This is a genomic window from Parabacteroides sp. FAFU027, assembly GCF_022808675.1.
Classification (GTDB): Bacteria; Bacteroidota; Bacteroidia; order Bacteroidales; family UBA7332; genus CAXXIC01.
The window spans coordinates 55,107-70,259 of the sequence record NZ_JAKZKV010000015.1; the positions used below are offsets into that span (position 1 = coordinate 55,107).

Annotated in this window: 13 protein-coding genes and 1 pseudogene; 9 read left to right on the forward strand and 5 right to left on the reverse strand. The window is 39.6% G+C overall.

Going from position 1 to position 15,153, the window contains the following annotated elements; all coding sequences use genetic code 11:
- Window positions 1-11: 11 nt before the first annotated feature.
- Genes MLE17_RS17190 through MLE17_RS17200 form a run of 3 tightly spaced genes read right to left on the reverse strand, consistent with a single transcriptional unit; the run spans window position 12 to window position 2,141 of the window.
- Window positions 12-323, reverse strand: a complete 312-nt coding sequence (locus tag MLE17_RS17190) for a pyrimidine/purine nucleoside phosphorylase (protein ID WP_243349960.1) — start codon at window positions 321-323, stop codon at window positions 12-14.
- Between the two features lie 21 nt (window positions 324-344).
- Window positions 345-1,091 carry a bifunctional demethylmenaquinone methyltransferase/2-methoxy-6-polyprenyl-1,4-benzoquinol methylase UbiE gene (gene ubiE, locus MLE17_RS17195; protein ID WP_243349962.1) on the reverse strand — a complete coding sequence of 249 codons (747 nt, stop codon included), beginning with the start codon at window positions 1,089-1,091 and terminating at the stop codon, window positions 345-347.
- A gap of 18 nt (window positions 1,092-1,109) precedes the next feature.
- Window positions 1,110-2,141 carry a LacI family DNA-binding transcriptional regulator gene (locus MLE17_RS17200; protein WP_243349963.1) on the reverse strand — a complete coding sequence of 344 codons (1,032 nt, stop codon included), beginning with the start codon at window positions 2,139-2,141 and terminating at the stop codon, window positions 1,110-1,112.
- Between the two features lie 283 nt (window positions 2,142-2,424).
- Here MLE17_RS17200 and MLE17_RS17205 point away from each other — a divergent pair, with 283 nt between their 5' ends.
- Together MLE17_RS17205 and MLE17_RS17210 are read left to right on the forward strand one after the other, a co-directional pair.
- Window positions 2,425-3,666 (forward strand): carboxypeptidase-like regulatory domain-containing protein, encoded by a 1,242-nt coding sequence (locus tag MLE17_RS17205; RefSeq protein ID WP_243349964.1) that lies wholly within the window; start codon window positions 2,425-2,427, stop codon window positions 3,664-3,666.
- A gap of 161 nt (window positions 3,667-3,827) precedes the next feature.
- The gene (locus MLE17_RS17210) at window positions 3,828-4,448 is read left to right on the forward strand and encodes a class I SAM-dependent DNA methyltransferase (RefSeq protein ID WP_243349965.1); all 621 of its coding nucleotides are present in this window, start codon (window positions 3,828-3,830) and stop codon (window positions 4,446-4,448) included.
- Here MLE17_RS17210 and MLE17_RS17215 read toward each other — a convergent pair.
- A complete protein-coding gene (locus tag MLE17_RS17215) occupies window positions 4,440-5,114 on the reverse strand; it encodes a DUF2461 domain-containing protein (RefSeq protein ID WP_243349966.1) in 675 nt (224 codons plus the stop codon). The genes MLE17_RS17210 and MLE17_RS17215 overlap by 9 nt on opposite strands.
- 437 nt (window positions 5,115-5,551) lie before the next feature.
- Here MLE17_RS17215 and MLE17_RS17220 point away from each other — a divergent pair, with 437 nt between their 5' ends.
- From MLE17_RS17220 to MLE17_RS17230, 3 genes are all read left to right on the forward strand, one after another.
- On the forward strand, window positions 5,552-6,847 hold the full coding sequence (locus tag MLE17_RS17220; protein WP_243349968.1) for an OmpA family protein: 1,296 nt from the start codon (window positions 5,552-5,554) through the stop codon (window positions 6,845-6,847).
- A 153-nt stretch (window positions 6,848-7,000) separates the two neighbouring features.
- Window positions 7,001-7,981 carry a magnesium/cobalt transporter CorA gene (gene corA / locus MLE17_RS17225; protein ID WP_243349969.1) on the forward strand — a complete coding sequence of 327 codons (981 nt, stop codon included), beginning with the start codon at window positions 7,001-7,003 and terminating at the stop codon, window positions 7,979-7,981.
- A gap of 168 nt (window positions 7,982-8,149) precedes the next feature.
- Window positions 8,150-9,343, forward strand: a complete 1,194-nt coding sequence (locus MLE17_RS17230; RefSeq protein WP_243349970.1) for a pyridoxal phosphate-dependent aminotransferase — start codon at window positions 8,150-8,152, stop codon at window positions 9,341-9,343.
- Between the two features lie 554 nt (window positions 9,344-9,897).
- Here MLE17_RS17230 and MLE17_RS17235 read toward each other — a convergent pair.
- Window positions 9,898-10,341 (reverse strand): hypothetical protein, encoded by a 444-nt coding sequence (locus MLE17_RS17235; protein ID WP_243349972.1) that lies wholly within the window; start codon window positions 10,339-10,341, stop codon window positions 9,898-9,900.
- 258 nt (window positions 10,342-10,599) lie between these two features.
- On the opposite strand from MLE17_RS17235, the gene MLE17_RS17240 reads away from it, so the two are divergent.
- The 4 genes and pseudogenes from MLE17_RS17240 to MLE17_RS17255 form a co-directional block, all read left to right on the forward strand.
- A complete protein-coding gene (locus MLE17_RS17240) occupies window positions 10,600-11,274 on the forward strand; it encodes a hypothetical protein (RefSeq protein WP_243349973.1) in 675 nt (224 codons plus the stop codon).
- A 240-nt stretch (window positions 11,275-11,514) separates the two neighbouring features.
- A complete protein-coding gene (gene dnaK / locus MLE17_RS17245) occupies window positions 11,515-13,404 on the forward strand; it encodes a molecular chaperone DnaK (protein ID WP_243349975.1) in 1,890 nt (629 codons plus the stop codon).
- Window positions 13,405-13,611: 207 nt separating this feature from the next.
- On the forward strand, window positions 13,612-14,169 hold the full coding sequence (locus tag MLE17_RS17250; RefSeq protein ID WP_243349976.1) for a helix-turn-helix domain-containing protein: 558 nt from the start codon (window positions 13,612-13,614) through the stop codon (window positions 14,167-14,169).
- A gap of 10 nt (window positions 14,170-14,179) precedes the next feature.
- Window positions 14,180-14,932 (forward strand): annotated as a pseudogene (locus MLE17_RS17255) (phage integrase SAM-like domain and Arm DNA-binding domain-containing protein); the annotation flags it as partial.
- Between the last annotated feature and the right edge of the window lie 221 nt (window positions 14,933-15,153).

Sequence of the window (15,153 nt, forward strand, 5' to 3'; positions counted from 1 at the left end):
AGCGATAAAAATCAATAGTAAGAACAGCAGTAGTCTGTAGCTTCTTTTACCACCAACTGAAATTTCGATTTGGCCGGAACACGGAAATCGTCGCCTTCTTTCACGGTAATCCATTCTTCTGAGCCTGGAAGTTTAACATCCATCTCACCACCCAAAATTTCCATTAATTCATTAGAATCCGTACCGAATTCATACTCACCCGGCATCATGATACCTAAAGTTTTTTTTGTTCCATCAGCAAACAACACTGTGCGGCTGGTAACCTGACCCCCGAAATATACGTTCGCTTTTTTTACTACTGTTACGTTTTCGAATTGTGACATAATTATCTGAATTAAAATTGTTTACTTAGTTGCCATGTAAAAAGCACAAACACCCATCGTGAATTTCTTATTGACCACTTGGCTGAATCCACAACGCTTGAGTAATGCGACCATCTCCTTGCCTTGGGGAAATGCTTCGATAGATTTCGGCAAATAGCTGTAGGCCTTTTTATCTTTGGAGAATACACGGGCAAACGCAGGAATTACAGTCTTAGAATAGATGCGATACATTTCGCGTGTCGGGAATCTTTCAGGCTCTGACATTTCAAGGATAACGAGATTTCCACCTGGTTTTAACACACGGCACATTTCGGTAATACCCTGCTCCAGATTTTCAAAATTACGAACACCGAAAGCAACAGTCACGGCATCGAAAGTCCCGGTCTCGAAGTCTAGCTTCATACTGTCTCCAATAGCAAGCGAAATTTTATCCTGCAATCCCAGATTCGCGAGCTTTTTACGACCCACCTCTAGCATTCCGTCCGAAATATCAATTCCCGTAATGTGCTCCGGTTGGAGTAAACGGTTGGCATTAATTGCAAAATCGCCTGTACCGGTAGCTACATCCAGAATTTGCTTTGGTTCAAATTTCTTCAAACTGAGAATAGCTTTTTTGCGCCACTGCTTGTCAATGCCCATCGTCATGAAACGGTTCATCGGATCGTAGTTACCGGAAATTGCATCAAACATTTTCACGATCTGATCTTTCTTGCTGCCCTTTTCATCGTATGGAAGGACGGTTTCGCATTTATAGCCTTTATGTTTCATATCTGTTTTAGGTTTCGCTTAATCGTATTTTTTTGCTTTCAGAGAAGAATCTCGTATCATCAGTTTCGGAGGAAATTTAATGTGTTTCTCCTCACGTTCTTCGGGGGATTGGTTGAGTTGCTCTATCAGGATTTCAGCTGAAGTCTCACCTAACTGCTGACTATCCAGATCCACAGAGGTAAGCTCCGGATCTATGAAGATATCGAATGTCTCGTTGGCGAATCCAACCACTGCAATATCATCCGGAATACGAATCCCCGCCTTTTTCAACGTCAGTATCACACCGATGGCCGAAAAATCCCCTGCTGCGAGAATTGCATCGGGCAAATCTCCTGACTGGATAATCTGTTTTGTTGCTTCCGTCCCCGTTTCGAGTGTAATCGCATTTTGGTAAAACCAATTCTCCTGCGGTTCAATACCATGCTTCTTCATTGCATCTTTATACCCCTGCATCCGGTTTTTGTAAACACTTAAAGTCATCGGACCGGAGAGGTGATAAATCTTCCGGCAACCCTGAGCAATAAGGTGCTCTACAGCCTGAAAAGCAGCCTCATAGTTATCCACCTCCACCTTGCTGACATTCAGCGATTCTGGAACACGGTCAAAAAAGACAATTGGGGTCCCTTTGTTGATAAAAGGCTGAAAGTGGGAATAATCGGTTGTCTCGGCAGAGATAGACACAGCCAGCGCATCAATTTTTTTATTCAACAGCGCTTTAGCAATAGCTTTTTCAGTTTCGTATTGCTCGTTTGATTGGGAAATAATGACACTGTAACCGTTTTGGTAAGCCACCTGCTCAATTCCGGTGATGACGGAGGCAAAAAAGTTTCGGCTGACACGCGGTACAATCACTGCAATCACCGAACTCCGGCCAGTACGCAGGTGCATAGCCACCGGATCGGGCTGAAAATTCAGCTTTTCGGCCAATTCCATCACCCGGGCTTTCATCTTTTTGCTTATGCGTGGATGATTTTGCAGCGCCCTCGAAACAGTTGATGCCGTGGTATTTAATTGCTTTGCAAGATCGTATATAGTGACTTTTTCTGCCATTTATGCTTTATTGAGTCGCAAATTTACAACAACTTCATTGACTTACCAACAAAATGTAAATGCAAAGCCCCACTCCCAACCCTCTAATTCAACTGGTAAAGAGCCTCTCTGATTAAGAATCATCAAACGGATAATTGCAGTCATTGAAAAAATCAGAAGCCAATCGCATTAAATTTCACATAACGAAAGTGTAATGAAACAGTTTTATAAATATATTTGTTGGCAAATCGCATAATTCGAGAATCCAGACATAAAAACTACACATATACAACCTTATTATACCATGAAAAACAAAATCAGGAAAGTAAAAACACTACTGCTCTTTCTCTTTTTCATCAATCAAATTACCCATTGTCAAAACATATTAACCGGTACAATCCTGGATGAAACCACCAAAATTCCGATTGATTACGCTTCGGTCTATATCAGTGGAACCACAATCGGGGCATATACTGATGCGAAAGGACATTTCTCATTAAAAGATGTAACTTTCCCTTGTCAGCTCGTTGTAAGTCACGTGGCATACAATGTAAATACGAACATAATCAATGAAAATAGTCCCAAAGAAATCACAATATACATCAGGGAAAAAACCCGGCTACTGAACGAAGTACAGGTTGCGGACAAGAGCATGCGGGACAAAAACATCAGGGAGTTCAAACTCGCATTTCTGGGCGATGACTATTGGGGCAGTCATGCAATACTCAGAAATGACAGCGTCTTAATCTTTTCTCATCGCACAGACACAGTGAGGCGCTCATCCGACTCAATGGATTTCGTAAAACAAAGAAAGTACAAATCAATAGGAGAAAACAGCCAATGGTCCGCTGACAGCTCAACTATAATTACCTGCACCCCGGTTTTTTCCGTACAATCAAAAGCTCCGTTAATGATTGAACTTCCACTATTAGGGTACACGGTATTTGTAGATCTTGTCAGATTCTCCCTGAAAAAGCACAAATACTGGGAGGATTGCGACTCTTGGTCTTATTGTCGATTCTCGCAATATAGCGGAACAACACCGAGACAACAACGTAAATTTGAAAGTAACAGGGAAAAAGTGTATTATAATTCTGTCAAACATTTTTTTCACTCATTGTTTTTCGACAGATTGAAAGAAAACGGTTACTTAATCGCCACCCAGACATACAATAAAGAGACAAAAGAAGTCCAAAAGGTCTTTATTGACATAAGTCCCTTTATGCAATACACCAAATCAAAAGAACTTTTGATATCAGGACTAAAAAAAAAGACTTTATACATCTATTACTTCGACCATTTAAATGGCAAACCGGCCGATTTAACCATCCAATCTCATAAAAATAGAGTCGGTAATATATGGGAAAGATTCAGAACCGGAATTTCACCGGATAACAATTCTGAAATGTTATTCAAGAGTGACACTTGCACCATCCGGGCAAATGGCACTACACCGGATAACAATATTTTATTTGGAGGAAAATTCACAACAAAAAGATGGGGTGCACTTCTCCCTTATGATTATGTACCCGAAGAACAAGAATAGTAACTTTCATTCAACTATTTAGAATACAAAGCACATCAAACCATATTTAACATTATATTCCTAGCAATCAAACCTGATTATTATAACTTTGCCAAAACCAGAAGCACTAATCAGACCATCAAAATAAACATCAAATATTAACCAATTAAAATCTATCCTTTATGGTTGATCAATTCGCCACCAAAGCCACAAACTGGGACAACAACTCTGTGCGAAGAGAAATGACAAAAAAGTTTATCAACATCATCAGAAAACACACACAAATCAAACCGGCAACTCATGTATTGGATTTTGGCTGCGGCACAGGGATGATTGGATTACACTTTGCACCTGAAGCTGAAAAAGTAAAAATGGTCGACACCTCACCCGCCATGCTCGAGGTTTTAATGACAAAGATCCAGGATGCCGGGCACCAAAACGTACACGTTTACCCTCATGACATTGAAAAGACGGAAGAGCATAACAATATTATCGTTTCGCTCATGACTCTTCATCACGTTGATAATCATATTGACATTCTTCGCAAATTCTATCAAAAACTTCATGAAGATGGCTTAGTAATCATCGGAGACCTGATGCCCGAGGATGGAAGTTTTCATTCACCGGAGATTGTTCCTCACAATGGTATCCATCCCAAAACGCTAAGCAGACTCTGTCAAAAAGTCGGTTTTGAAGTTGAATGGTGCTATAAGTTCCATTCTATTCACAAAAAAACAGAGCAGGGCTCTCTCAAATCATACGATATGTTTGTATTAGTAGCCCGGAAACCCAAATCAAGATAATCCATACAATTCATCTACAGCAAAATTCAAAAACCGGTTCATCGGATACAATAGCCTCATAATATCGGTTGTCCGTTGCAATGAATCAGGCTGGCAGAAAAACTCATCGGACAATGCAGTGTCCACACAATAATGTTTGGGCTTAAGCCATTCGCCATGAATAAAATCTTTTGGAAATGGGCGGGGAACTGATTTAAGTTTCTCGCCATACATTTCCTTATAATAAACCTCAAAATCAGGGTTCTTCACAATCTCCAGAAATTCTTCTATATTCTCAAAAACACTTTGACGAAGAGCCTTTAACACCTCTGGTTGTGGGCCATAGATCCCCCCGGCTATTCCACATTCACCCGGTTGCAAATGCAGATAATATCCACCTCTGGCGCTTTTGCGTCCGCCAGAAGCGATAAATGCTGCAAAATGAATCTTGTACGGCGTTTTATCCGGAGAAAAACGGGTATCCCTGTAAATTCTAAAAATAGCATCTTTCGCCTCTAATCCTTTAACTGACGGATCAAATTTAGTCACCTCATTAATCAGGCAATCGACGAACTTTGTAAAAACATCACGAGCCAATTCGAATTCATTCTTATTAGCAGCAAACCACTCTCGGTTATTATTCTTTTCAAGTCGTTTAAGGTAATCAAATATTATACTCAACTCCATAGTTAGTTATTGTTACAAAATTCTTATTTGAGCGAATATAACAAAGTTACTTCTTATTATGTTTCGGGAATAATAGTTATTGGAAAATAATAGAACCATTGGGTGATTTTATATCATCACCTTTTTACAGGGAAACAAACTCTGATTTTCTTTGTTATAATACCAAAGGCATACTACGATTTTAAACAAACATTTGATTAGTTTGAACTAAGACAGTTTTATTGACAGAGACAATCATCGTAGAGTTAAAACCTCAACCTAAGCTTTTGCCATTATATATCAACGAATTGTCATCGCAGCTATAAGAATTGCCCTGTTATTATTTGTAACTATAAACCGGCAATACATTTGCATGTAACTAAGCAACTAAAAAACATCCTTAATACTGAAATATTACATTCCTCATCTTATTATTATTCCTAAAACTTAAATAGACAATGAAACGCTCTACATTTACTATTTTGTCGGCAGTGGTATTGTCACTCGTGGCATCATCCGTTTTTGCTCAAAGAGCAATCCGGCAATCAGAAACATCATCCAAACCCAAATCCTTCTTCGAAGCCGGATTTTGGGATAATTGGTTTGTTAGTGCGACCGGTGGTGTTAACCACTATTTTGGGGAAGATGACAACTATAATCCTGACGGTTTTTTTGGGGCAATTACCCCAAATATCAAATTATCAGTAGGCAAATGGCTCCGCCCATCTTATGGCTTACGATTACAAACTGAAGGAATGTGGCTGAAAGGCTGGAATGACGGATTGAACTATGAAGGCGTTTACACATGGAATAAACTCATTAACGACGGCACGCAAGGTGTTGACCCTGTATTAAACCATAAACCGCCAAAAGACAAAGATGGTAAAGGTTATTATCAAAGAATGCGTTACATGGATCTGCATCTTGATTTCATGATCAATCTGATTAATTTATGGAAAGAATACGACATAAACAGACCTCTTGATGTATATTTATATGCCGGTGTCGGTTGGGGACACATGTTCAGATATAAAGGAATTCCAACTGACAATGAAATCATAGGTAAACTGGGAACAGTTCTGAACATTAAGCTTACGGACCGTTTAAGTGGAAATATAGAACTTCAGAACTCGCTTGTTAATGAAGCCTTTGACGGTCAGATTGGAGGACGAGGCATAACCAATCACAACCGCTCTTATGAAGGTTATGCAAGCTTAACAGCCGGTTTCTCTTATCGGCTACAGAATACATTCACAAAATACGATTATGTCGATCCTGAGGTTGTAAAAGAATTGAATGCGAAGGTAAATGACGCATTAGCTGACAACAAACGATTACAGGAAAAACTGGATGAATTCTGCCCGAAAGATTCCTGCGACAAACTCAGACAACAACTTCAGGATGCTCTTAGCAAGAAATGCAAAGATAGACTTTACGTGGTTATTCAATATGTTATTGACAAATGGAACGTAAGAACCAGCGAATTGTATAAACTGGAAGAAATTGTTGAATTCATGAAAAAGCATCCGGAAATTAACATCTCAGTTACAGGTTATGCTGATGTAAAAACGGGCAACCCGGCCTACAATCAAAAATTGAGTGAAAAACGGGCAAATGAAGTCATCAGGCTACTTACCACCAAGTTCAACGTCAATAAAGACCGGATTAAATCGAAAGGACTGGGGGACACCGTTCAACCATTTAAAGAAAACGAACGTAACCGTGCAGTCATAGCATTTGATCTGGATGAATAAAATAAGTTCCGGGTAAAATTATGATACGGGAGAGAGCGATTAATAAAATCTATCTCTCCCATTTTTATGATATTTCGATTACAAGTGAGCAATATCCAATCAATTTTATATCTACATTTACAACATATCAAGTAATAAACAGAAATGAATTATATGGACAATATAGTCAATTGTGCTTCTTATGCTAATGGCAAGCGGATTGAAAATCTTAAATTAGAAGACATTAGTGAGGTTTTGGCAAAGGAAGATCAGTTCGTGTGGCTTGGGCTGCGTGATCCCGACGAAGCGCTAATGAAACAACTACAGGAGGAATTCGGATTGCACGAATTAGCCATTGAGGATGCACACAGGGCGCATCAACGTCCTAAAATTGAATCTTACGGAGATATTTTGTTTATCGTAATGCGAGCAATTGCATTGGACGAAAATAACAATCAGGTCGAAATTGGAGAAACTCACTTCTTTTTAGGACAGAATTTTCTTGTCAGCATCCGCCACAGGTCTTCACTGACTTTTGTGGATGTACGTTCAAGATGTGAAACTACACCGCATTTGTTACAAAAAGGGCCCGGATTTGTGCTTTATGCTATAATGGATTATATAGTAGATCAATATTTTCCTGTTATTGATTTTCTTTCCGAAGAATTGGACAAGCTGGAGGACCAGATATTTGCAGAAAAGCTAAATACAAATATAACAGAAAACATTTACCGGTTAAAGTCAAAACTCATTGAGATAAAACGTGTTAGTTTCCCCCTCATTGACATCTGCAATAAATTAATGCGTTTCGATACCGATCCGCTAATTCATGATGATATAAAACTATATTTCAGGGACATCTACGATCATGCCGTTCGGATCAATGAGATGATCGATAGTGCTAAAGAACAATTAACCTCTGCTCTTGAGGCCAATCTATCACTAACCTCTATTTACCAAAATGAGATTTCCAAGAAATTTGCAGGCTGGGCTGCCATAATTGGTATCCCAACAATGATGGCAGGTATCTATGGGATGAATTTTGAATACATGCCTGAATTACACTGGCGTTATGGCTATCCTGCAATTCTGTTTTTCATCATTGGTTTGTGCATGGTATTATACTGGTTCTTTAAACGGTCGAAATGGCTCTGACTTTACCTGTCTCTATTTATTAATGAAACCTTCGGGTAAATATAACGTCTATTGAATAGGGTTAAAACCCTGATCTGACCTTTTTTTAGTGACTAAATAGTTGACCCAAACGCATTTTTTCATAATTTTGCAATCCGGAATATTCAAACAAATCAAACACAATAAAAAATGAACTTTTTATCAGATCGTTTAAACAGCTTGTCACCTTCTGAAACCTTGGCTATGTCGCAAAAAAGCAACGAGCTAAAAGCACAAGGATTCGATGTTATCAACCTGAGTGTGGGTGAACCAGACTTCACTACGCCGGAGCACATCAAGGAAGCTGCCAAGAAGGCTGTTGACAACAACTTTTCATTCTATTCTCCGGTGCCCGGATATATGGAGCTGCGTAAAGCTATTTGCGCCAAGTTGAAAAGCGAAAACAATCTGGAATATAAACCTGAGCAAATTGTTGTTTCCGGTGGCGCTAAGCAATCTGTCTGCAACGTAATCCTCAGCGTTGTCGGCCCTGGTGATGAAGTTATTATCCCTGCACCTTATTGGGTTAGCTATATTGAAATGGTGAAATTGGCAGAAGGAAAAAATATCATTGTTTCTGCAGGTTTCGATCAGGAATTTAAGATGACTCCGGCTCAGCTGGAAGCTGCTATTACTCCAAAAACCAAAGCGCTTATACTTTGCTCTCCGTCCAATCCGACCGGAAGTGTCTATACTAAAGAAGAATTGAAAGGGTTAGCTGATGTATTGGCAAAATATCCTCAAATCGTAATTATCTCAGACGAAATCTACGAACACATCAACTATGTGGGTGGTCATGAAAGCATTGCTCAATTTGAAAATCTTCGTGACCGTGTGGTTATCGTCAATGGCGTATCAAAAGGTTATGCAATGACCGGATGGCGTATTGGTTTTATTGCAGCTCCTCAATGGCTGGCAAGCGCTTGTAACAAACTTCAGAGCCAATATACTTCAGGACCATGCTCAGTAGCGCAAAAAGCAGCTGAAGCAGCATACACTGGTGACCAGTCTTGTGTAGCTGAAATGCGCACAGCATTTGAGCGTCGCCGTGATTTGATGGTAAAACTGGGCAAAGAGATCCCCGGATTTAAAGTTAATGTACCCCAGGGTGCATTCTATCTTTTCCCTGAATGTAGCTACTATTTTGGCAAATCATACAACGGTAAAACCATTAAAGACTCAAACGATTTGGCAATATGGTTGCTTGAGGAGTCACACGTTGCGTGTGTTGGTGGTGGTGCTTTCGGAGCTCCGGATTGCATTCGTTTTTCTTATGCAGCAGCTGACGAACAACTTATCGAAGCAATGCGACGCATAAAAGAGACTTTATCAAAATTGCAGTAAACAAGTCTTATAGTATATTCTTAAGCAACTCAATTACTATAGATACCAGAAATAAAAAAAAAGAGGAGTCTTCCTCTTTTTTTTATTTCTGAGATTCCACATGGCTAATAAACTCTTTTAGTCGTTCGTTTGGAGATTAAGCTCCTGCCTTTTTCAATGAATTCATCAAACAAAACCACTCTGTCAATCGATACGACCAGAAAGCATTGAGATTATCGATTGATATAAATCTGACAATATTTATCAGGAGAACGGATTAATCAATTAGCGATCTATCTTTTGTCCGAAGCGGATTTTCCAGGTTAAATCTGCTCAAAATGGTTTTTGTAATATGGGTACAATATTCGCTGTTAAGCGTTTGTAATAAACTATCCGAATTCTGGGGTTCTAACTTTTAATAGTTTTCAGAACAAATCGGATGCTACGAGTGAACACTAAATCTTGCTTGTCCTATGGGTCTCCCCTCGCAATGAAGAATTCTCACAAACCTCTCAAAACGCTAACTAATCCACCCATATTCTGCATTTGAAGCGTAAAAGCCAAAAGAATATATCCTATCTTGCTTGCAAGTACTGAACACCTCTTACAATATAAACAATGGAAGAGGCCAGTAATGAAAGCCCCAGAGATATAAAAAAGGTTCCTTTATAAACCTCCGGGATAGCAGAAACATGCTTAATTCCGATTCCCATGGAAATCATAATTGTCATCATAATATAGCCGCGTCGATCAAGGAATGCAAATAGGTGACTTTTATGACGCGGTAACGCTAAAATGCGTGAAGCATATCTGTTACTGACTTTGCGAAAGACAAACCAGAAGAACGGCACAAATCCGGCAATCCCGATCAGGTAATTTAATGTAGGATGAATTTGATAATTTCCAATCGCCGTTTCACCCAAAATTAATATTCTTATGGCTGCAAATCCCCAAAGTGCCGCTCCCATGCCTATTAATACTGTTTTGGGGACTATCAGTCTTTGTAACACTTTATCCATCTGTATTCTTGATTATCTGCTATTATTAACCTGTATTTTCGCACGGCAATTATAACGATATTACCCGATAGTTGTTTAGAACCATATTACATAACACGATTCTTTTGTGGATTTTTAATGGCTTCACCCTCCTTCTGGAATCCTGTTTCAATATATTTGCAACTAACACTATATTTCAGCGAAAACCTTTAAACATTATCCCTCTTTTTCTGTTTTGACTTTTAAAGCTGCTACAAAAAACAACTAAATAATCGCACTATGGAAAATGTAATTTTTGAGCCCTGGGTTGGTAAAAACTATCAAAAAGGGCTATACGACAAAAAAGTACTGGTAATCGGAGAAGCACACTATTGTGAAAGTCCGGAAGAGTTCGAAAGAAGATATCACGGCGATCTGGATTTATGCAGAATGAAAACAAGCTTTGAGATTCAGGAAAATTTCACGGACGAAAGCAAGTCTCCTTCCGAATATACTAAAATCGTCAAAATGGTGTTGGGTCTGGATTCTAACAAAGTGCTCACACCGGAAGAAAAAGAACAATTCTGGAGCTCAATTGCCTTTTACAATTATGTGCAAAACGGCAGCATTGTTTGTTCTGACAATCCTCCAACCAAAGATATGTGGGATTTATCGAAAAAAGCATTTTATTCTGTCGTGGAAGATCTGAATCCTGATTTCATTCTCGTATTGGGTGAAGAGCTTTGGGAAAATATTCCCGGGGAAAAAGGAACCAAATGGCCGGAAGGTCCGGTTATTAAAGCCGGGGACATCAGCCAGCAAACCTGGTACTATGAACGAAATGGCAAAGAAATCATGGCTATGCCAATATACAAACCATCCGGACCGGCATTCAGCCACATTACCATTAATTTTAATCCGCTGATAAGAAAAGCCATTGAAATGGCTAAAAACGTTCATCCGGCAGAAATGTAACTCAACTCTTTAACCGCAACCCTTCCGGGTTGCGGTTTTTTATTTCCGGCTTTCTGCCGTTTTGTCATACTCCTGACAGAACCACTCCTCCCTAGCACCGCAAAGACAGTCTCAATCTGACAAAAAAAGATTTTTTCCGCGAAAATAAGTTTGGCACACTGTTTGAAAACATGATTATATCGCTGCTCAATGCAACGGATCATTCAAACGAATAAATAACAATTAAACACTTATACAATCATGGGAAAAATTATTGGAATTGACTTAGGAACTACCAACTCATGTGTGGCAGTTTTGGAAGGTAACGAACCGGTAGTAATTGCTAACAGCGAAGGCAAACGTACTACTCCGTCAATTGTGGCATTCATCGAAGGTGGCGAACGTAAAGTGGGAGATCCTGCAAAACGTCAGGCGATCACCAACCCTAAACATACCGTATCTTCGATCAAACGTTTCATGGGTGAGTCTTTCGACCACGTTCAGAAAGAGATCTCACGCATGCCTTATAACGTTGCCCGCGGTGAAAACAATACTCCGCGCGTTGACATTGACGGTCGTCTTTACACTCCACAGGAAATTTCAGCAATGGTACTTCAGAAAATGAAGAAAACCGCTGAAGATTATCTTGGACAGGAAGTAACTGAAGCGGTTATTACCGTTCCTGCTTATTTCAACGACGCTCAGCGTCAGGCAACTAAAGAGGCTGGTGAAATCGCCGGTTTGACAGTTCGTCGTATCATCAACGAACCAACCGCTGCTTCTTTGGCATACGGTCTTGACAAAGCGCACAAAGACATGAAGATCGCAGTATTCGACTTAGGTGGTGGTACTTTTGATATCTCTATCCTTGAGTTGGGTGACGGTGTATTTGAAGTAAAATCGACCAACGGTGACACTCACCTGGGTGGTGATGACTTCGACCACGTAATCATCGACTGGTTGGCTGACGAATTCAAAGCGGAAGAAGGAATCGACCTCCGTCTGGACCCTATGGCATTGCAACGTCTGAAAGAGGCTGCTGAAAAAGCTAAAATCGAGCTTTCAAGCACTACTTCTACCGAAATCAACCTGCCATACATCATGCCGGTTAACGGAATTCCTAAACACTTGGTAAAATCTCTTACCCGTGCTAAATTCGAACAACTTGCTGACAAATTAATCCAGGCAACGGTTGAGCCTTGTCGTCGTGCATTGTCTGATGCTGGTTTCTCTACTTCTGAAATCGACGAAGTAATCCTCGTAGGTGGTTCTACCCGTATCCCTGCTATCCAGGCTATCGTTGAAAAATTCTTCGGTAAATCACCTTCTAAAGGTGTTAACCCAGACGAAGTAGTAGCTGTAGGTGCTGCAATCCAGGGTGGTGTATTGACCGGTGAGGTAAAAGATGTATTGTTGCTTGACGTTACTCCACTTTCATTGGGTATCGAAACTCTGGGTGGCGTAATGACCAAACTGATCGAGTCTAACACTACTATCCCGACTAAAAAATCGGAAACATTCTCTACTGCAGTTGACAACCAGCCTTCTGTAGAGATTCATATCCTGCAAGGTGAACGCCCAACTGCTGCTCACAACAAATCAATCGGTCGTTTCCACCTTGATGGCATCATGCCTGCCCGTCGCGGTGAACCGCAAATCGAAGTAACTTTCGACATCGACGCTAACGGTATCCTCCACGTATCGGCTAAAGATAAAGCTACAGGAAAACAACAAAGTATCCGTATCGAAGCATCAAGCGGTCTGTCAGACGAGGAAATCAAACGCATGAAAGATGAAGCGGCTGCAAATGCTGAATCCGACAAAGCTGAAAAAGAAAAAATCGACAAACTGAACCAGGCTGACTCAATGATCTTCCAAACCGAAAAACAGTTGGCTGATCTGGGCGATAAAATTCCGGCTGACAAAAAAGCGCCTATAGAAGCTGCTCTTAGCAAGCTGAAAGATGCTCATAAAGCACAGGATATCGCTGGTATCGATGCTGCGACCAACGAATTGAACACTGCGTTCCACGCTGTTTCTCAGGAGATGTACAACGCTCAGCAACAAGCCGGTGGCGAACAGGCTCAGCAAGGTCCTACTAATGATGACAAAGGAAACGTCACTGACGTTGATTTTGAAGAGGTTAAATAAAAACCATAAACAAGCATAAGCGACCAAAGACAAACCGCTGTAAACACTTAGTTTACAGCGGTTTTTTGTTATTAAAAAACTGGTTATCTATTAACATCGCTTATTATTTATGTTATATTTGCTACATATTTGTCACGCGACTTATGTAGAGTAAAAGTGCGACTAATATATACTTATCACTACTTATTCATTCTAAAAACGATTGATATGCCTAGTAGTAAATTTATTCTTCAAAAGACTTGCGAAATCTGCGGAAAGCAGTTCAATGCAAAAACTGTGTATTCAAAGTTTTGCTCAAAGAAATGTTCCAATGCCGAATATCGCAAAAAGAAAGCACAAGAAAAACAAGAAGAGAAACGCAAGCAACTAGCTGAGCGAATCCCCGCCGAGCGTCCTTATATTTCAATTACTGAGGCTGTAGCATTATATGGCATTTCAAGAGACACAATTTATAGACAAATAAGAAAAGGCAATATCCCTGCTGTCAATCTTGGAGAACGTTTAAACCGCATTAATAAAGCTAATATTGAATTAATGTTTCCTCCGGTTAACTCTTCAAATATAGCCTCCATGAAAGAACAACCCCAAAAACTCATCTATGATCAATCTGAATGTTATACCATCGGAGAAATATCTGAAAAGTATGGAATCTCTCCATCTACAGTAAATAAAGCAATTCGGAAAAACAGCATCCCAAGAAAACAAATTGGAAAGTTTGTATATGTACCAAAAGCTGAAATAGACCAATTGTTTGATAACAAATAATATCAAAACCATGAGAAAAAGACTCTCAAAAACAAAAAGCACAGTAAAACTTCGGAAATCAGAATATCACGATGAATGGTATTTAATACTTGAAAGTTATCCGGTATTTAAATCCGAAACAGGAAAGCCTCAACGTATAATTGAAACACTTAATCAAATAATAACGTCTCCAATTTGGGATAAAACACGAACAGCGCGTACCTCTCCCGACGGAAGTAAAACCTTCAAGCCTAAAAGAGACGCAAATGGCATTATTCAATGCAAAAGCGAATTAGATCAGGAGGCATGTATCTACGCAGATGGAGTGCGAAAGCTTCGCCAACAGGAATACGACAACCTAGAACTTTATACTGAAAAGGAAGCTGAAATCGCAGAACAAAATCAACGCCAACAATTAGATTTTATAGAATACTTCCTGAAGGTATCCAAAGTGCGTCATTGCAATAGCTCTCAGTCGATTATTGTGAATTGGACACGGGTCGGAGAATTACTCATAATCTTCAATAAGAATCATCCCCTTTTGTTCTCTCAAATCAACCATCGAATAGTGGAAGAATTTCGACGCTTCCTACTCACAGCTCCATGTGGCGGAAATAAAAAAGGAACTATTTCACAAAATACAGCAGCGACATATTTTAGTATTTTCAAAGCTGGATTAAAGCAGGCATTTATTGATGGTTATTTATCTATAGATATCTCCGCAAAGGTAAAAGGAATCCAAGAACGAGAAAGCCGTAGGGAACACTTGACAATGATTGATATTCAGATCTAACCTATATAGTTTAGGGCATTGTAATAATTTTCCTCTACGATCTATATGCCATATTTGTATCAATAAAATAAAGAGGTTTCTAATTGATAAAAAGCTGTGTATCCAAAACATCATCTCTCAAAGTTTAGATGGGATCGCCTATTTAATCTTAATAAGGATAACAATACCAAGGAGTTAGATTGGATCTATCTTCTGAAATTAGTTTTTCCCAT

Coding starts and splice junctions, on each gene's coding strand:
- MLE17_RS17235 (WP_243349972.1), bottom strand. CDS start 10,341: ATGGATAAAGTGTTACAAAGACTGATAGTCCCCAAAACAGTATTAATA.
- MLE17_RS17240 (WP_243349973.1), top strand. CDS start 10,600: ATGGAAAATGTAATTTTTGAGCCCTGGGTTGGTAAAAACTATCAAAAA.
- ubiE (WP_243349962.1), bottom strand. CDS start 1,091: ATGAAACATAAAGGCTATAAATGCGAAACCGTCCTTCCATACGATGAA.
- MLE17_RS17210 (WP_243349965.1), top strand. CDS start 3,828: ATGGTTGATCAATTCGCCACCAAAGCCACAAACTGGGACAACAACTCT.
- MLE17_RS17250 (WP_243349976.1), top strand. CDS start 13,612: ATGCCTAGTAGTAAATTTATTCTTCAAAAGACTTGCGAAATCTGCGGA.
- MLE17_RS17220 (WP_243349968.1), top strand. CDS start 5,552: ATGAAACGCTCTACATTTACTATTTTGTCGGCAGTGGTATTGTCACTC.
- dnaK (WP_243349975.1), top strand. CDS start 11,515: ATGGGAAAAATTATTGGAATTGACTTAGGAACTACCAACTCATGTGTG.
- corA (WP_243349969.1), top strand. CDS start 7,001: ATGGACAATATAGTCAATTGTGCTTCTTATGCTAATGGCAAGCGGATT.
- MLE17_RS17200 (WP_243349963.1), bottom strand. CDS start 2,141: ATGGCAGAAAAAGTCACTATATACGATCTTGCAAAGCAATTAAATACC.
- MLE17_RS17215 (WP_243349966.1), bottom strand. CDS start 5,114: ATGGAGTTGAGTATAATATTTGATTACCTTAAACGACTTGAAAAGAAT.
- MLE17_RS17190 (WP_243349960.1), bottom strand. CDS start 323: ATGTCACAATTCGAAAACGTAACAGTAGTAAAAAAAGCGAACGTATAT.
- MLE17_RS17230 (WP_243349970.1), top strand. CDS start 8,150: ATGAACTTTTTATCAGATCGTTTAAACAGCTTGTCACCTTCTGAAACC.
- MLE17_RS17205 (WP_243349964.1), top strand. CDS start 2,425: ATGAAAAACAAAATCAGGAAAGTAAAAACACTACTGCTCTTTCTCTTT.